The 19678-nt window shown below is 61.2% G+C and carries 7 protein-coding genes; 2 read left to right on the forward strand and 5 right to left on the reverse strand.

Features of this window, described 5'->3' with window-relative positions; translation table 11 throughout:
* Positions 1–5: 5 nt before the first annotated feature.
* From D3218_RS16820 to D3218_RS16850, 5 genes are read right to left on the reverse strand one after another with little or no spacing between them, the layout of a single operon-like run.
* Positions 6–2660 carry a DEAD/DEAH box helicase gene (locus tag D3218_RS16820; RefSeq protein ID WP_119541230.1) on the reverse strand — a complete coding sequence of 885 codons (2655 nt, stop codon included), beginning with the start codon at positions 2658–2660 and terminating at the stop codon, positions 6–8.
* Complete coding sequence (locus D3218_RS19570) at positions 2657–10168, reverse strand: sacsin N-terminal ATP-binding-like domain-containing protein (RefSeq protein ID WP_136625126.1); 7512 nt, start codon at positions 10166–10168, stop codon at positions 2657–2659. Before D3218_RS19570 ends, D3218_RS16820 begins: the two co-directional genes overlap by 4 nt.
* Positions 10161–11489 (reverse strand): McrC family protein, encoded by a 1329-nt coding sequence (locus D3218_RS16840; protein WP_119541234.1) that lies wholly within the window; start codon positions 11487–11489, stop codon positions 10161–10163. Before D3218_RS16840 ends, D3218_RS19570 begins: the two co-directional genes overlap by 8 nt.
* Positions 11489–14728, reverse strand: a complete 3240-nt coding sequence (locus D3218_RS16845) for an AAA family ATPase (protein WP_245415086.1) — start codon at positions 14726–14728, stop codon at positions 11489–11491. The genes D3218_RS16840 and D3218_RS16845 overlap by 1 nt, the downstream gene beginning before the upstream one ends.
* A complete protein-coding gene (locus D3218_RS16850; RefSeq protein ID WP_210209696.1) occupies positions 14729–18088 on the reverse strand; it encodes a TM0106 family RecB-like putative nuclease in 3360 nt (1119 codons plus the stop codon). It abuts the gene before it with no gap.
* 51 nt (positions 18089–18139) lie between these two features.
* Here D3218_RS16850 and D3218_RS16855 point away from each other — a divergent pair, with 51 nt between their 5' ends.
* Both D3218_RS16855 and D3218_RS16860 read left to right on the forward strand, forming a co-directional pair.
* On the forward strand, positions 18140–19123 hold the full coding sequence (locus D3218_RS16855; protein WP_119541236.1) for a helix-turn-helix transcriptional regulator: 984 nt from the start codon (positions 18140–18142) through the stop codon (positions 19121–19123).
* 26 nt (positions 19124–19149) lie between these two features.
* Entirely contained in the window at positions 19150–19554 is a 405-nt protein-coding gene (locus D3218_RS16860; RefSeq protein ID WP_136625127.1) for a hypothetical protein, read from the forward strand.
* Positions 19555–19678 lie beyond the last annotated feature (124 nt).

Here is a 19678-nt window from a genome sequence, read left to right on the forward strand (position 1 = left end):
CCGCGCTACCTTGCCTCGCTCGGAAGGAAGAGCATTTCTGGCCATGACCTCGGTCGCCGGAGCATGGGCACATGGAAGGAGAGGCCGGCGTCAAATGCCTCTTTAAAGCGTTCGATCACCGCCTCAGCGTCCTCTGTCACCGGCCCGGCACAAAGAGCACCTTTGACCGCGGGCGCGTTCATCAACTGCAACAGTTCCCAATCTCGCAAGACTTCGATCTTCCCGTCCTTCTCCGTCACGCCAAAAATCAGCCTATGGACGAGCGAACCGGTACCGGTGACTTCATCCTCAACAGCTAGGATCAGCACCGGACCGCCAAGCCCATCGACGGAAGCGGCTCGCGCCGAAATGCCATGCGCATCGTCGAGCGCAATGTCGAACAGAGGATGACCGATCCCCAGGACCCGGGAGGCGGCATTGGCGCCACGGAGGCTGCGGTCGAAAACTAATCCCTCGTACTTATCCCGGAGCGTGTAGCTGCGCGCTTTCCAATCATCAGGAGTCCTAATCTCCAGACCATCATCCCGCCGGAAAATCCGGCGCCCATGCCTGCCGACGGTTTGGGTGAAGAACCGCTCCAGGTCGGGAAGGTCGACCTTCGGCAGGTCCTTTCCGATTTGCTGAAAATCAAATCTCGACACGGAGCCCAGAAGCTCGCGCACAGTTTCAACCACGTCACGCCCGCCTAGGGTAGAAGTGGTGCGATCGAACCAGGCTCCCAATCGTTCGCCAGAAAGCCCTTCGCTCCCGGAGAAAAGCTCGTTGAAGAGCGAACTGCCAGCCATGCCTATGACCAACTGCGAAATATCCTCCTGTTCCTCCATCACCGAGGAGAGAGCAGCCTGAATGCGCTCCAGCTTTGCATTGAGCAAATCCCAAATGCGAGCCTCAACGGTCTGGGGGTTTCGCAAAATATAGACCGAGACGGGCCGCGTCTGGCCATAGCGGGATAGACGCCCGACCCTCTGATGGAGTCGCATCGGGTTCCAGGGCATATCCGCATGGACCAGTACAGCGCAGCGCTCTTGAAGGTCGATGCCTTCGCCGCCGGCCTCAGTGGACACGAGAAACCGCACTCTTCCCGTAATGAAGGCATCCGCAGCGTGCTCGCGGGGCTGGCTGACAATCTTTGCTGAGCCCGAAGGCTGATCAAGACCATCCAGCCGTTCGTCTCCGTTGATGAACGTTGCCGAACCAAACCCAAATCGGCGATGCAGCGCGTTAATGATAAGGGCTTGGGTTGCCTTGTATTCCGTGAAAAGCAGAATCGGCTCGTCAGGACCAAACTCCTCGCCGATCATCTGAAGCAGGCGCTCGATCTTGGTCTCTCGGGCTATGCCGTCGGCGAGAGCGATCAGTTCGTCGAGACGCTGTATTTCGTCCTCCATCAGCAGGACGGCAACAGATCCGGGAAGCGCCTCTTCGGCTTCTGCCAAATCGTCAAACGTCGCCTGCTCCTCATCAGGAAGCGAGACAGACTCACTTGAACGACCAACGAGGTTCGCGAGCGTTGTTCGACGTTTACGGAGTGCATTGCGAATTGCCGCGATCGAACTTGCAGCCAGCTTCTGCAGTGTGATCAGCACGAGCATCCGGGCTGTCTGCGCACGCCCTTCAAGGGTCGCGGCATAGGCCCTGCCGTCGATGACGAACTCGCTTAACGTCCGATAGAATTGTGTTTCATTGTTGTTATATTGGTATTCCCGACTGAAGACGTTAACAGGCTTGAAGAGCTTTTGACCTTGGAGATCGGTGACAGTCGCCTTGTTGTTTCTGATCATAACTTTGGAAAGCTGAGAAAGCTGTTTTAGCGGGTCATGCTCCGGGTCGAAGAGGTCCGGCTGCACAAGGTGCATCAGGCCGAAGAAGCCGTAGTCTTTCCCACGATGCGGGGTTCCGGTGAAAAACAGCAAGGAGTTGATCTTGCCCCGCTCCTGGAGCTCGGAGACAAGGCTGTATGCCAGCGTCTCGCCAGCGCGTTCATCCACACTGAGGTGGTGAGCCTCATCAACAATGACCAAATCCCAGGGATCGGCGTCAAGGAGCCTTTGTCGCGCTCCACGACGGTCGTCTCGCAGCGTATGGAATGATGCGGCCACCATCGAAGCAGTTGCCCAGAAATCGCCGCGCGCCGTGTCCGCCTGCGTGACATAGCGTTGGAGCCGGATGTCGAACATATCCTTGAGGCGGAATTGCCACTGCGGCACGAGCTTTGCCGGTGCAAGGATCAGCACGCGCCGCACACGCCCAGATGCGATCAACGGCATGAGGACAAGGCCGCATTCGATCGTCTTGCCCAGCCCGACGTCGTCAGCGACAAGCCAGCGGAAGGGCCATTCCTGGATTACTTTGCGGCAAACCCATAGCTGGTGAGGAAGCAACTGCACGCGCGAGCGAGAAAACACCCCCCACTGGTCATTGACCGATCGGATGGAAAGCGCCTGGGCACGGATCAGCGCATCTATGGGATCGGTGTCCGTGCCCGCGCGGAGAGCCGAGTATAGAGACGGTATCTCGGAAATCTCGCTTGCCAGAACCTGCTCAACAGCCCCGCCAAAACGAACGACGACGGTGGCTCCCATATCCACCACGACGCGCCCATTGCCGTGACGAGGATGGTGAACGGGAATTCCGGCAGCCAATGCTGGTGTTTCCGTCATTCGCCAATACCCTCTATTTCGTCCTCGTCTTCCTGTTCATCGCCATACTCCATCAGGTCTGACGGAGCGCCGCCAACCTCAGCGAAGCATGTTTCCAAAGCACCACGGTGCTTGCGCCGGGTAATCAACTGAAGCGGGAGATCGAAATCGCCAACAAATCGACGGTCGTCTCCCAGATGTTTCGTTACGAAATCACAGATCGTCCGACTTGCTTCTTTGTCCGCCCGCTCGCCGACATCGGCGCCTAGTTCATTTAACAGAATACGCACGCGCCGAGATGGAGCCCAAACATAGGGAAGCATCAGGTGCTCATCGCGAGTCTCATAGGCGCCGTGGCGCAGCAGCTCACGGAGCATCCAGTTCATGCCGATACCGAGAGAACGGTTTATCGGGGCGGCGTCGATGGAAAGGCGCATCGCCGGCGGCCAGTAGCTCGGCTGCAAGGCGCCATTGAGCGAAATGACGCCATGCTCCTCAATAATTCTCGGCAGCTTGACCGCAATCTCTCGATACTCATCCAGCCAACGGGCAACGGAATACAGATCGACAAATGTGCGTCGCCACGTCAGATACTGCTGATCGAAATGATTGGGTGCACTCCATCGTTCGAGCCGTTCAAGCCAAGAGTGCACCTCATCGGGCGGCCGTGACTCGGACAATTCTTGCCACCAGCCTTCTCTGAAGCCAGCGTCGACAAAACTCTTGTGCTGCTCATCCTGCGCTAGGCCGAACGAATGGAAGCAGGCCAAGGCGAACATCGTGAACCATGCCGTGCGATCCTGTGACTCCCGAAGCTGCGACGGCGAGAAATCCCCCGGGTAGGCCCTCTCCGCGTATGAGGCGCGGAGGCTAGAGCCCTCGGCGCGCCACCAGGCGTGGATTGCCTTCAGGACCGTTGCAGGCTCAGGCGGGGGAGACTGAACAGACATTGGCGACAAGAAGGCATCTCGGCCCTGGAGGGCGTACAGGAGATCGTCCTTTTCCTTCTCCGTCCAGCCAGAGAGCAGCGGGCTGATCCGCAACTGCGACGAAGGCCAAGGCAGCCAGCCAGGGCGATGGCGGCGGATCTCATCACCCAATTCTCGGCCTTGGCGCCCCTCAATGACGTATCGGAGCGCTGCCGCTTGTCGGCCTTGGTCATCGTCCGGGATTTCCGCTGTCCAGCCGCCGAGATCACGCGTTTTAGGGCCGAAGCCCGATCGTTCGCGGGCGACCCGGAAAAACTCCAGTGCCGCGCCAGTATATTGCTTGTCGAGCAGATGCATCGCGGGCGCAAATGCGCATAGCCTGCGCTCTTCGGGGTCCTCGGCGGCATCGGGACTCGGAAGCTGAGCTATCCGCCATGCCCCGTCCTGTGCGAGGAACAATGCCTGCCTGGAAACGTCCAGAATCTCGTAAAGTTCGTTATCAAGCGGCGCTTCCCGAATAGATTGAGATGTAAGGGCAAGGCCGAGGGTCTTCGCCAAATCTGAACTGACATGCTTGTCTTCGCCGATCTGCTGGCGGAGAAGGCCTGCGAAGCGCAGTGGACGAATATTCCCAAAGCCGAGCTTTCTCAATTGCCCAGCTATATCGGATGATACCGTCCGGTCTCGTAGCTCCGTGAGGGCAGGCCAATCCTGTACTTTGGCGAGCATGAGAAGATCCGATAACGCGCCATCGACGAAACAGGCCGCGTCCGACGCCTTTATCAACAAAGCGAATGAAGGCGGCAGGCGGGTCGGCACGACCTGGCGCTGGTCTATGAGGTGGCCATATCCCCGACCATCGGCGTGCAGGTGCCGGGCCAGATCGTCGTCGAAATCCAGCGCGAGAACATCGAATAGGCGGGACCAGAAGGTGCTCCACGCCGCTGTTCTAGAAGCGTCAGAGGCATCCAAGTCAAGGCTTTCCGCGAACCCGCGCCAGTCTGTGTCCGCGAGATCGTGCAGTTTCAGAAGGCGGTCCCCTAATGTCCGCCCTAGTGTTCGGAATTTCTCCGTCTGGTCAGCAATTGAGCCGGCCAGTCCTGTGCGTCCTGGATCGACAGCGAAAGGACCGTTGAGCAGCCAGCCAGAGCGGGACGGCACCTCGAGCGGGGCCAGGTTCCAGAGTCGATTCAGATCGTCGGGAAATCTACCTGGTCCGGCGGCATCAATATGCAGCAGAAGGGCAAACCCGAACGACAGATCGAAGCGCAGGGCTCGCTCGCGGCGCCCGCCTGACACGGAAACGACTCTGATCTGGCTCTCGCCGAGAAGCGGCAAAGACGAGCAATCTACGCTCGTGGGAACGTCGCCATCGATCTCGATGCGGCGAATTGTGCGGGCGAAAGCAGGCAGCCATGTCACGGCGGATTTGAACGCCGCCATCGCATCAGCGCCTTTGTCAGCCGTCTCCGCTGAAAGGGGAACTTCGATAACGGTCGCCTTTCGGCCGCCGGGGACTTTTTGCCTCTCTGCTATGTCGATGCCCGCCGGCCAGGGCGTCGGCAGAAAGCCGCCGGCCGTGCGCAGGGCGATGAAGCCGCTGGCGATGCCGACGCCGTCCGACAGCACATGGACGCTCTTGAAGCCCAAGCCAAACTTGCCGGTGAGATCGTCTCCGGGGCGTTTCTCGGAGAAGTTCATCAGCAGCATATTGAGCAGGTCACGATCGTGACCGACGCGACGCCCCTCCTCTGCGTCATGCCCCATGTGATTGATCGGGCGGCCCCAATGAACGACACGAAATCCACCTGGGTCGCCCGGTAGCTGCTCCACCCGGAAACGGGCGTCCGATGCAGTTTCACAATGCTGCCGATAGGCATCGTCGGCGTTCTGGAACAGCTCGAAGAGAACCCGGCTGGCGGAATATCCGAAATCCCCGATCTTGGCGCGAACCGCAGACAGAAGCTCGGCTGCCAGCGTGCTGTCGGATACTTTTCGCCATAGCTCCGCTTTCAGCTCTTCCATCTTCTGCGCCGACGCGGAAAGGTGATGGAGGTGGCTTTCCTCAGCTTGATACTCGCGTAGCGCCTTCTGTGTGCGGTAGTCAGTGGGGAGCTTCAACTCAGCGAGAATCGTGGGGAGCCGGTCTCGAAGCAACCGTTCAGTTTCCTCGATCGTCGATTGATCGACCTCAACCGCCCTGTCCAACATCTCCCGCAACGCCGTACGCTGGCTTTCCATGCCGAGCCACAGACAGTCCGCCGCGACTGTCTCGACAAACCGCCGGAAGATGCCGCTGGCCTCTTTCTGACCGTATCCGCTCGGATCGACGTGCCTGACTGGCAGCGTGATCAATGACCGCACTTTACCATCGGCGGCCCGGATGCCCTCATGGCTCTTGTGCAGATTCCCGACGAGGATTCCGTTGCCAGGACCACCCAATGGCGCATCGAACACATCCCCCGACAGGGCGACGGCTTGCACATGCTCGCCCGCGACCGGCACAATCAGGAACCGGCGTTGATCGACCTCATCCGCCAACGGGTTCGGATAGAGGATTTCTCTGGGAAAATGATTGTCGAGGTCAGCCCAAAGGGTATCGACATCGGCCGTCGCGTCGATCGCCCATTCGTTCGCAAGGCGCTGAAAGGGCTCGCTGCGGCCTATCAAGCCGAGATAGACAATCACCAGGTCGGACGGTACGCGCCCCCGCCATGTGGTGAGGAACGACCGATGCTGGTCTGCCCACTGGGGCTCCAACGCAGTCAGATCGACATCCATGATCTCTCCCCGGCGATGATCGGTTGGAGATGAGTCATGAACTTCATGTCCGGCGCCCTGCCTCTCGGCGAGTGCTGCCTCACGCTTTCCAAGCGTGGATGCGTAGTGCCGCGCCAATACATAATTCGGATCGAGCCCGTCACCGCCCTGGACGACTTGCCGGCCGCTGCGCCAATCTCCGGCCTCAGTAGGAACCAGCGTCTCACCGAACACCTGATAGCGAGTTTCTTCTCGCCAACGAGCGACGACGTTGAAGCCGTGGCGATAGGCTCTGCGGGCGGCCTCGCCTTTTCGCCCGTTTTCCGCCGCCAGCGTCGCCATGCGGTCGAGGTGGGTTCCTGCCAAATTTGTGTTGGAGGGGAGAATCTCCGCGAAAGCGGCGACAACCTTCATCGCGTCCCCGCCATCAGCCTCCGAGGCCAGAACCGCCGCTAGCAGAGGCCAACCGGGCAACCCAACATCGCCGCTGTCTTTCGCCAATGTCGCAAAATCGTCTATCGGAAACTCATCCGCCGCTCCGAGGCGTCCGATGATGCCCGCATCCTCGATCATCAGCGCCAGGGCTCCGAATGACGAGCGTCTATCCGGAAGCACCCATTTCCCAAGATGATCGAATCCGCGATGCTCGCGCACATCGATGGCCAGCTTTGCAGCGGGCAAGAACGGCGGGTTTTCTCCATTCTTCAAAAGAAGCGCTCGCGCCGCTTCATCGACCGCTGGTGGAAGAGCGAGCACGTCCTGGGGCGCGACAGGCTGCCCGTCCGCCAGAAGCCACGGTTTGGCGCGAAGCGCATCAAGCCGGCGCTCATCGGGCGAAGATTCGAGCTTGGCGAGCGCATCCAGTACATCACCACGAAAGCGGTGTGGATCATCGCAACCGAGCGCGACCTCAATCTGGCTTAATGGCGACCACGCCCCAATAAGCTGCCCTTGCCGTTCCCTCGCCTTCTGGCTTCGGCATGGCTGGATGATGGAGACGACTGCCCGCAACGCTTCAGGAACAAGCCATTCTTTCGTCTCACGAAAGATACCCTTTCCATCGCCAACGGTTCCGTCCCGCCTTTCGTGAATAGGCAGCCGGATCAGCAGATCATCGGGCAGACCGGCCTCAAGGACGGCTTCCCGCTCTGAAACATCAGGGCTGAGTTGCTCGATGGCGGCGATACGCTTCTCGAACAACGCTTCCAGATTGGTCGCGTCGAGAACCTCAATACGAAGATGGTTTCGTTGCGTCCTGGACAGTCCATCGGCTATGCCGGTTGGGACAAGAAATTCGTTCTGGCTCTCGGCAATTAGAGCCGTGGTAATACGCTCTATTCGTTTCAGGTTCGGGTCTAGGGTCCAGAGCTTTGATACTGAATATCCCGCCTCACGACTACCGACACACAGACGCCGGGCGGCGGCTGGATCGTCTTTGCTGTCGATTCCAATCTCATCGAGTAGCCGTTGGCGGGCGCTTATCGGCCCAAAGCTCATGGCTTTGTCGATGAGCGAGAACGCGGCCTCCTTACCCGCCGACTGAAGCGTGAGATTCGCCACGTCTCGAAGGAAGGGCATCGCACCGCTATCGACGATCAGCGGGGATGCGCCTGGTAATGCCTCCACGAGTAAAGGCAGCCATGTGTTTGCTTGAGGAGAGTTGGAGAACAAGAGTCCGGTTCTGGAGCGCTCAACAAGTGCTTGGAGTGACAGCACAATCGGGCCACGGATACGGACATCCCGCACACGCAGAACCTTGATGGATGCGAAATCGGGATCACGCGCCAATTCGGAGATACTCCGCTCGGCCTGAGCGAGCAGCGCCAACGCGGTGGTAGCCGCTTGATCCGCCTGATCGCCTTCAAGCAGCGGTTCGAGTGCGGTGAGCAACGTCTTGAGGTCTTCATCGGATAGTCGGGGAGGACGTCGGCTATCGTCGAGCCATTCGCCTCGAACTGGCAGGATATTCGCCGGGACACATGCCAGCGCCCGCAGGACTTGCCGGTTTTCGACAGATAGCGGAAGCGGGAACAACGCGCTGTGGGGAATGTGGGCAAGAGCCGATTTAACGAGTTCGGACGGAGCAAGCGTATGAGTTTCCGCCATTGCTGTCCGCAAGGCCGCGACTATGTGCGGCCCGATCACAGAATCCTCGGCATCGCCGAGCATCGCTATGTCGAGGAAATCGACGAGGAGTCGCGAGAGATCGCGTGACTGAAACGCACGCGGCGATAGGCCGGAAAATACTGCGCCAAGGTCTTCCCCGGTCCAGCGTATCGGTTGCGCGCTCAGCCCGGCGCTGGCATCGACGACGAGACGCACACCGCTTGAATCGGCCCACGCTCCGATGGTTCCGAACAATTCCCCAATCCGCTGCTGGGCATCTGCCACCGAGGCCGGAAGCGGCCGGAGGGCGTCCCCCGACCGGACGACGCGCCAAACGACGGCTTGTCCTTCGAGAACACGCACCAGCGCATTGTCCCGGCAAATCGCTTCGCGGTGGCGGCGAAACCATTCATGACGCGCGAGTGCCGACACAAGCTGTGTGAGTTCCGATGATGCTATCATCGCCTCGCCAAGCGCGTCTCTCAGCAGAGTCGGCAGGAGTGGGAGAACCACGGCGTCTCGAAGTTCGGCATTCCACGCGCGGCGCAACGCCGTAGCATCGGCGGGCAAGTCCGTTTCGACGGGAGCTTTCAGCCCTTCGATCTGACGCCGGCCACTGTCGAGGAAGAAATACCCGTGTAGCAGGAGGCGGAACTGGCCAAGCACACCGTCGTGGTCGAGCGGGATGTCTATGCTGGATTCATCGGAGATTGGCAGGAACACGGCCCAGGAAATGCGTAGTCGCGCAGGCATGGCTCGCTCGGTCCCCCCGCGGGGGATGCGCAACAGCGTCGCGGCCCCGTGCGGCTCTCCCTTTTCAGGAACGGGTTGTGGGCTGAGAACGGTGATCGTTTGCGGCCAATGTGGCGTGCGTCTCAGCTCCGCGAGACGACCGTCAAGAGCCATCGTTTCGCGCCCAACAAATGAAGCTGTCGATCTCTCCGGCCCGACTTCGATCTTGCCGCCAAAGGCGTTAACACCATCGCCCAAACGGTTCGGCCCGACGAAGCGACCATGCGCAGCATCCAGTTCCAACGCGCAGCGAGTTTTACCGTTTTCCAGAATCTCAATCGATTTCAGGTGACGCAGCGTCGTCAGGACGGCGCGTAAATCATCAGGTCGGACAAGTTCCCTGATTGTCTCTGCTGTCGATGGCATGTTGCTGGAAAAGCCAACCCCCGGGGCTGGCTGGATGCTTTCCCGACGCAGCGGCAACCACAGAACGAGGTAGCGATCCGGGAAATCTGAGACGACCTCACCTCCCAAAAATCCAACATCGGCAAGCTCGAGAGGCTCCCACTGCCGGCTGATATTGCCTGCGACATCCACCTCCAGGAACGGGTTGACGACGGTGCTGAAGGCGTCGCCGTCTTCTCTTCTGGCGTAGACGATAAACGCATCGCAGAGGTGAAACACGGCCTTCTGGCCGAAACCAAACTTGCCGATCGCGGCATTGTCGGCGGCTTTGCTGCTCTCGCCAAACGACGTGATGCCACCCTCGTCCTGCTTGCGGAAGAAACCATCATTCGCGACCAGAAGGCCCGGCCCGCGCAACAGCGGATGCACCGCATCTGGCCAGCCAGGCAGTACGTCGAGCCTGAATCGTTGGGCTTCCGCGTCGTCAGCGTTTTGCAGCAACTCTTTGAGGATCGGATACCCGGAATCGTACCGATCCTGCAGATTGCTCTTGATCTGATTAACGATCGAGATCGGAGAGATGTGAAAATCAGGCATAGGCGCATCCTGCCAATTCCCGGACCATCGGCTCTTCACTCAAGAACAAGTGCCTCAGCCGCGTCATCATGTTGGTGCTGTTCGACACATCGATGCTTGCTGTCTCCAGGATAGTGGCGTGTCCCGTAATGCGATGGCGTGCGTGAACCACACCTTCGTGTCCGAGCCCTGGGTGGTGGGGGTAAAGCAACGTCAAGCGCGGGGCGTGATAGAGCTGCGCATAGGCCATCATCTGATAGACGTCAGCCTGCGAGACGCCTTGCTTCGGATCATCGATCCGCGAGGCTATCCGCTTCCATTTGGTATCGATGACATGGGTTACCATGCCACCTTTGCGGATTAGGATATCGGGCTTGGTCTGGAACAGTCCGCGTTCGCTGTCCTGCGCGCTCAGGCAGAACAGGCGTCCGCCTTGCAGCGAGACGGTGAGGCCCGTTCCCGCCAGCGCACGGGCGATCAGCCGACCGACATATTCTTCAAACAGAGCGTTCATCTCGAACAGCATCGCGGTGCCCTGGCCGGCGCCGCCCGTAGTTGTCTGATAACGATCCTGCAAAAAGAGACGGGCCATGGCGAACAGCTCTTGCCACGACCGATTGGTGCGATCGATGACGACCTCGTCCCAGCGCAACGCCGCGATCGGCACCTCGCTGATACCGGCATAGACGAAGGCGAGTTCGCGCAGGCGTTGCTGGTTGGCGCTGCGCCGCGAGAGACGCAACAGGCGGACCACCGCCGCCTTCATGATCCGGTTGAGCGGAGTATCTTCCGATAGGAGATCGAAGCGGCAGGCAAGACGCGAGGGATTGACCGCATGGCGCGTGAACTGGCGCGTGATGTCGAGCTGACCACGCATGGTCGGCAAGTCTTCTTCGTGCCCGACATAGCGACGCGGCATGCCCTTCCGAAGAGCTTCCGTCAGCTTTTCGCAAAAGATGCGGATTAAGATTTCGAGCAGGGTTTCGCGCTGCCAGGCGAGATCCGTGATGACGCCGAGGTCGATCTTGAGATCGAGCGCCACCGCCAGCATATGGACCAGGCGTTTGCGGATCGCCGCATCCTGGTGATCGCGTGTTTCACCGGGCGCAACATCGATCTTGGGCAATATCTCCAGGCTTGCATCGCCCGCCGCCAGAATTCCGACCACGCCGCGGGCGCGCAAGGCGTGCCGACCATGTTCGAGTACGCCGCTACCGCCCCGGCCGGCAAAGGCCGAGCGCGCCGCCAACCCCGCCATTCGGTCAGCGTGGCGGGCCGGAATCTGCCCGTCGCCTTCGCCATAGGCGAGCTTGTCCCATTCACGAACCGTGTAGGCGGGCATCAGGCTGCAAAATCCGAGAAATCGAAACTGGCTTTCACACTCCAGCGCCGCTTGTCTCCGCCCAGTTCATCATCAGCAAAGCCGGATGGAGTCGGAAGACTCATTGATTCCAGGAAATGGGCGCCGTTGGTACCGTCACCATCGCCGAGCACTACGGCGACCTTCGACCAGTCCTCATAGAAATACTCGGCCAAAAGCGGGATGATCTTGTGGCGCATGACATCCTCGACATCAGCTCGGGAGCTGCATCCGGTAAAATAGGCGTGACCGATCTGGTGCTCGCGATCGAAGAGATATTCGATCCGCTCATTGAGGGTGTGCAGCAGCTTGCACAGATCAATCCCGTCGAGATTTTCCGCATCAAGCTGCCGCGCCGCCAGCGCCCGGCGAAGCTCTGAAACGTCCGGCATCAGCTCGCGGAAGGTGAAGCGGCGACGCAGGGCGGTATCGAGCAGCGCGATCGAGCGATCCGCAGTGTTCATCGTTCCGATGATATGCAGATTGGCAGGCACGCCGAATTCATCGCCTGAATATGGCAGATGCACCTTGATGGCGTTGGGTTGCCCCAGGCGCTTGTCCGGCTCCAGCAGCGTGATCAATTCGCCGAAGACCTTGGAAATGTTGGCCCGGTTGATTTCGTCGATAATCAACACGAAGGCTTCGCGTTCAGCGTCGGCGTCAGCTTCCTTGATCGCGCTGTTCATGTAGCGCTCGAGGGCCGGAATATTGAGGCGCTCCTTCCTCAGCCCGTAAAGCGACCGCATCGTGAAATTGCCGTCATAGACCTCGGTGACTGGCACGCCGGCAGCATCGTGCCAAAGCCAGCGCACGGCACGCCTGTGGCCATAGTTCCCCTCTGGCCGCGGATGATATTCATAAGGGCCAGTCACCTCGCCTATGGCGCGGATCAACCGATTCCCTTTCGACACGACAATGATGTCGCCCGGCTTGAGACGATTCCGAAACGTATCGGTGATCGACACCTGGCCAGACTGCAATGTGACCGGCCCTTCGATCTTGCCCTTTTCCTGGCACGTTTTCAGGATTTCCTCGGCATCCTCGTACTTCGGGTCGCTCCAGTCGATGTCTTCCCAACTCAGCAGCGTGTAGCCACCCTCGATCACTTCCTCGAAGAGTTCCTGATCGCCGGCGTCCCGGCTAAAGCCGACCGACATCTTGTAGATTTGGCGGCCATCACTCGTGATCCGATTGCTGATCGCCGTTTTGCCCAATCCGGTCTCGGCCCGCTTCGCAATGCGCCGGAAAATCCCGGGCACCGTTTCCAGTCGGAACCCTGCTGACGATGCGCCTTCGTCGTCATCCGATCCTGTCATGGGCTGGCGACCCTCGACAAAATCCTCGTAGGCCATCGACTGGTGAAATGTGACGAACTCGATCCGGCCTTCGCCGGCAAGACGGCGATACTCGGCCATCAGGGCATCGCGATCATCGCGCACCGGCTCGGCCGCGGCGTCACCCAGACAAAGCCGCACGGCCTCCCAGGCCGTGGCATAGGTCTTGCCGGTCCCCGGGGGGCCGTAAAGGATGAGATTGGTGGCGGCGGGCATTGCGGTCATGGGTTCAAAGGTCATGGGTTGGCGCCCTTCCGCTGAGGCGAGCTGATAGGTGAAAACGGTGGAGCTGCTGGGATTGGGCTGGGTGTGCGTTGGCGCGGGGACGCGGGCGCTTTCCTGGAACTTCGCGCCGCCGAGAGCGCTGCAAATGGCCGGATGCGCATTGTCCAGACCCATTTCGCGACCGAGAGTGCCCGCGCGGATCGAAACCTCTGCCGCGCCGTTCTCACGGGCCGGCTCGATATAATAGTTGAGCGCGCATAGCCGGATGCGATCGGCATCGCCGATCAGATGCTGATAGCGCTCAGGCGGAGTGACCGGCATGTCATCGCCATCGACGATGATGTAGCCGGCATTGTGGAGCTGGGCGGCTGCATCCGCCTTCTGTCCCCAACCGCCATTGAGCTGCGTCTTGCCGCGCAGGAAGCCGACGATCGGCTTCGAAGGGTAGACCCGATTGGGCCGCTCGCGTGTCGAACGGACCCAATAGTCGCGTGGCTCGCCGAATGCGTCGAAGATCGCGCTGTGCTCGCCCGACTGGCGGTAGCTGTCATAGGCGTCAAATGCCGCTTCGATCGCTTCGCGCGAAAAGGTAGCCGCGTTCTCTTCCTTGTAATTGTGGACGATCCACAGCGCGCCTTGCACATCGATCATGTCGCGCGGCGCCAGACCCTGGGACGAAAAGGCACAGCGTACAGCCTGCATGAAGCGCAGTTCGTCACGGTAGGTGTCGGCCATCGACGCGTTGTCGGGAAACCGGCTGCCCACAGCTTCCAGCCAGAGGTCTTGGCGCACGGAATGGCGAATGTAGATACCGTGATCGGGAGCGAGATGAAGGAACAGAAACTCCGCAATCTGTCGTGCCGGATCGGGTTTGCCGTCCGGAACCGCTGCGATCCAGGCGCTGACAAAGGTCTCCAGCGCTGAGGCGTGGCTTTCCGACGCGCCGAGCGCCGCATCTATGAGCGTGCGCAAGGCTGGCCAGAGCTTTTCGCGATTCGCATCCCCCTTGGGCGACATCGGCCAATAGGCGCGCCATTGCAGAAGGTTGCTTTTAGCCAGCGCGGTATTGACGGCGTCGGCCAGTTCCTGATCGGAGCCCGCCTGCGTGATCGCAGCCTTGAGGTCGGCCGCGATCTCCAGCTTGTAGATCCGTTCCGCCTCGTCGAAATGCGGATCCGGCCGGTCGAAACGGTCGAGTGCAGGAAAGAAATGGCGCAGCCGCTCGATCCAGCGCGTGATCGCAGCCGGGTTGAGCATCAACGCATCGCCCGACTGCGACAGCACCGCGATCAGACGGCGCAAGGCTTCGGCGCTTTCGATCCGCACGACAAAACAGTCTGCGTCGCCAAAAGACCAGTCGCGGCTGAGGGCGGAATGCCGTCCGCCATCCTTCATGCCACTCTGAAAGGGCCGTGGTTCGCTGGAAAAGCGGTTCGCCTCAACCAGATCGCGCCATTTCGCGTGGAGGAAGACGTTGGCCGGGTTCTGGATTTCCCACAGCAGATGATCGCCCGCGCCGAACTTGAAGGCCACCATCTTCTTGGTGACCCCGTCGCCGGGGCGCAGAGCCGAGCCGCGCAAAACCTCGAAAAGCGCACGGCGCAGCGGTAAGGGACGCTCCCGCTCATTCTCCTCGAGGCGCGCCTCGAAACTCTCCCACATTCAACGATCTCCAAAATCAGGCAAGGCGCACAGCGTGTTTACGAGGCGCATCTGTTCGACGGTGTCGCATTTGGCTTCACGCAACCGCGGCGCACCGAAAACGAGCGCCAGGCCTTTGGCGCGAGAGACGGCGACATTGATGCGGTTGAGCGAGAACAGGAAATCCATGCCGCGCGGTATCTCCTCGACAGAGGAAGCGGTCATGGACACCAGGCAGACGGGCGCTTCCTGCCCCTGGAACTTGTCTACCGTGCCAACACGGATGGCAGCGGACAAAGCGTCCTGCAGCGCATTGACCTGGGCATTGTATGGCGCGACGACGATGATGTCGGCGGGCCCGAGCGGGCGTGTCTTCCCTTCCTTGCCAGTCCAGCTGCCCGACAGCAGATCGTCGATCGTCGCCTTGATCGCGGCGACTTCCTCGGCCGCGATCTGGGCATTGCCTTCATGCACGATCGGCATCCAGAAGGCGCCGGCTTGGGCACATCCCGTCCCGCGCACGGCCTGGTTCGCAGTATCAGGCTGGCTCGCCAGTCGACCTTCATAGACCTGCCGCGAAATAAATCCGCACACATCGGGGTGCATCCGGCGCGAGACCGGCAGGAAGATGCCGCGATCGGACGGGATGGTAGCGTGATCGCCCAACATCCATTCCAGGCAGGAGAGGTTGGCCGGATCGGGATGCGCGCCCTGGATCACCTGCGGCAATTGACGGGGATCGCCGACCAGCACGATGTTGCGCGCACACCGGCCCATGGCGACCATATTGGCGAGCCCCACCTGGCCGGCCTCATCGACGAACAGCCAATCTAGCGCCTGTTCCTGTTCGGGCCGGGCAAAAAAGAAGGCCGTGCCGCCGACCACATGGGCACGGCTCCATAGGGGATCGTCATTGGCGGTCGAGCGGATGACGCCGACACAGCTTTCGGGGTAACCGTCCTCGCCGCCGCTGACCTTGTGGGCGATGCACAAGCCCCGGACAGGTTCGCCATCCTCTTGGGCGGCAAGACATCCCATCAGCACATTTCGGACGGCCTCATGGCTGTTCGAGGCGACACCCACGCGCTGGCCCTGGCGCACCAGCGACAGAAGCGCCCGGGCGGTGACATAGGTCTTGCCAGTCCCCGGCGGCCCCTGGATCGGCAGCACGGTGCCGTCCATGGCGGCGATCGCCGCGATCGTGCCCGTCAACGGGTCCGCGCCGTCGAGCAGGTCGGCGCGCGGCCCCGTTGTAAGTCGCGGCGCGGCCCGACCAAGCAGATCATCGAGCGCGGTCAGACGGCGTGGGCCGCATTGATCGGCGATCACATCGCGCAGGGCGGCGGCGATGACGTCGGTGCTCAGCGGCCAGTCGGGATGCAGCGTCAGGCGATCCGTCAGAAGATGCGCCTTGGCGGGTCCGGCCTTGACCGCGATGATCCGCGCGGTACGGTCGAGATCTTCAATGCTGACACTGGCCGGCGGACCATCGACGACCGGGACGGTCGCGCTGCGGCCGGCGCGCAGCTTGGTCTCCTGCTGCGGGAAGAGATAGCGGCGCATCATGGAGCGTTTGACCGGTACAGCGGGGCCGATCGCCTCAAGGCCGGCCAGCGCATCGAGGTCGTCGATCAGATCGTCCTCGTCCTTGCCGGCGCTGTCGAAGACTGCCCATTGCGCCGGCTTGGCCTCGCGCTTGTGGAACAGGCCGAGATTGAACAACATCTCCTGTCGGTCCTGCGGCAGGCCGGAAGCGACGAGACTGGCGCGCAGGCCTTGCGTATCGGCATCTTCCTCGACTTCCTTGTCGCTGGCGTCGACCGCCAGCACCGGCCAGGGCGCCGCAGGCCGGATGTTCACCAGCCAGTCGCGCAGCTCCTCGGTCGAGACGCAGTCGACACGATTATAGTCCTCGATTTCATCGAGGATCGATTGCTCACCGGTTTCGCGCCAACGCTCATAGGCGACGACCGAGCCGCCTGCGGTCTTCACTTCACCGACGCGCACCCGGCCGTAGAAGGCTTCCATCGACTTGATCGAATAATTGGCTTCTGAACCAATGAGCCCACCACGCACCACCGCGAAGAGATCGACAAAGCGCCGTTCGCGCAGCAGACGATCGAGGAAGGCCTCGCCGATCCCGTATTTGGCGGTCAGCCGCCGCATGGCGGTGATCTCATAGGGCGCATAGTGATAAATGCGCGCCTCGGGATAGGCCGTGAGCCGCTGCCGGAAGAAATCGAGAAGCTCGGACAAGGCCCGCGCCTCGGCGGCATGATCATGCGCCCAGAATGCCTTGAACTGGCCGTCGAGCCAGACGCCGTGCAGATATTCAAGGCCGCCCTCGTAGTGCGGGTCGCCCTCGATATCGTAGAAGATGTCGCCGGGCTGCGGCGCCGGCAGGAGATCGAAGCCCTTGCCAGGTTCCGCCTCACGCAATTCAAAATCGGGCGTCCCGGTCTTGCGGGCATGTTGCAGCCGGGCCTGCGTCACGAGGCGGGCTCGGGTGTTGTCGGCCATGCCGCGGACGGAATGGTCGAGTCCGGCCAGCGCCTCCATGGTCGTGACGCCCGCCGCTTCGAGCTTCTTGATCTGGCTACGGCTGATATTGGCGACGTTGAACAGGCTATCCTCGGCCTGCCACTGGCTCTCGCAATGATCACCCCAGCGGCACAACGCGCAGTCGGCGCAAGGGACGGGCCGGGTCGGCGCCAGGTTTTCCAGGAAGCTTTCGAGCCGGCGGCGCGCCATGCGGGCATAGGCCTGATAGTCGGCGAGGCGCAGGCGCGCACGGCTGCCATCGCCCAGCTCGACATGGGCAAACTCGGGAGCGACGCCCTGAATCTGCGTCAGCAGGTCCGAATAGAGCACCAGCTGAAGCACATGTTTGGGATGAGGACGTCGCTTGAGCTTGGTGTCGGTTACTTCATAGCTGAAGGGGCCAAGATCCGATGGGCGCTCGACACGTTCGAGAAAGTCCGACCAGCCGCCCCAATTGTCGCCGAGCAGCGCCCCCTGGAAGACAATCTGCGGACCGCCCGCCAGAGCCGCGCGGGTCGCCCGTGCGTTGTCGGCGAGATCGGACCGCGCGATCTCCACGACCGATACGCCCGAGGCTTTGAGCTTGGCCAGGTGCGCCGCTTCATGAGCATCGCCCTGTTTCTGGAGCAGAGCCGCATCATCGCTATCCGCGCGGGGCACGAGGCCTTCGCCGCGCATATGGGTGAGGTCGAGTGCTGTCGCGTGGGCGCAGCCCATGAACCGCATCAGATCCGATGCGGACAATAATATTCGGTCCCCTTCGATACTTCGCACTACCACCCCCTGTTCGAGCGCAATCGCGACAAGACTTGCATCTCGACAGATTGCCAGTTCAGCCATAGCGTGCGTGGGTGTCAATATCTGACATAGTCAACGGCCGGGATTTGGATCATGTCGTTCGCCAAGGCTCAGGATCTCATCAGGCTGGCGCGGCTGGCGGCCACCCGCCGGACCGGAATCGGCCTCGATGAGATCTGCGAGGAATTCGACATCTCGCACCGCACGGCACAGCGCATGACCGACGCGCTCGAGACCGTGTTCACCAATGTAGAGGTGATGGATGGACCCGATCGCCGGAGACGCTGGCGCGTCGCTGACACGATGCTCGACCGGCTCCAGACCCGCCCGGAAACGGCGATTGAAGCCTTGGAGATCGCCGGCAGGACGGCGCGCGGCGATGGCCGGCTGCGCCACGCGGCGGCGCTTGAGGATCTACGCGACGGATTGCTGGCCCGCCTGACGACCAAAGACGCCCTGCGCACCGAAACCGATGTTGAAGCCGTCCTCCTCGCGATGGGATCGGTCACCCGGCCCGGTCCACGGGTCAATCTGACGCCGGCGGTGCTGGATGCGGTGATCGAGGGGCTGCGCGGCCCGTTCCGCTTGCGGTTGCGTTACGGGACCGAGGATGCGCCCGAACGGATCATCGAGCCGCATGGCCTCTTGCTGGGCCACCGCAGCTATCTCGTGGCGCGCCAACCGGCGCGCGGCGGCGACATCCTGAATTTCCGGATGGACCGTATCCTGAGCGCCCAGACGCTGGACGAGAGCTTCAGCCTGGCGCCAGGCTTTTCGCTGGAGAACTATGCGGCGCAATCGTTCGGCGTCTACCAGGACCCGGCGCAATATGACGAGGTCATCTGGCGTTTCGCGCCACACGCCGCAGCGCGGGCGGCCGAGTTCTGCTTTCACCCGAAACAAGCAGTTGAACCGCAGGAGGATGGCGGTCTCATCGTGCGCTTTCATGCGGCGGGCTGGCTCGAAATGGCGTGGCATCTCTATCAATGGGGCGATGCGGTCGAGGTCATCGCGCCCGATGGCCTGCGCGCCCTGATCGAAAACCACCGCAGGAGTGATTTCGACGCCCTGCCCTAAAGCAACAGGAATGAAGCGGAGTGACCATGAGAACGGGTATCGCCCATGCCGAACTGAAGACCAAACAGCGCGCTATTCGCGAGGGCTTCCCGCCAACGATGGGCCTTCACGTCCATCGCGCCATCAGCTGGATCGGCCGCGCCGAAACCTGCGGGACGGATGACGATGCGCGCTTCATCTTCCTGTGGATCGCGTTCAATGCCGCCTATGCCGACGAAGGGGAATTTCAGACGATCCAGCCGGGCGAACGGGCCGCCTTCGCCGACTTCTTTGGCAGGCTGATCGCGCTCGACGACCAGCGCCGCATTTACGGCGCGATCTGGCAGCGCTTTTCTGGACCGGTGCGGCTGCTGATGGAGAACCGGTACGTCTTCAATCCGTTCTGGCAGCACCATAACGGGATCACCGGTTTCGAGGATTGGGAGGAATGAACCGCCCCGGGTTTGTCGGAGGCTCCAACTCTTGAGAGGATGGAGCCATGACGAAGAGAACACCGCCGTTTAGTCCCGAGGTCCGCGCCCGTGCGGTTCGGATGGTGATGGATCACCGTGATGA

Origin of the sequence: Aureimonas flava (assembly GCF_003583935.1) — a bacterium.
Lineage (GTDB): Bacteria > Pseudomonadota > Alphaproteobacteria > Rhizobiales > Rhizobiaceae > Aureimonas > Aureimonas flava.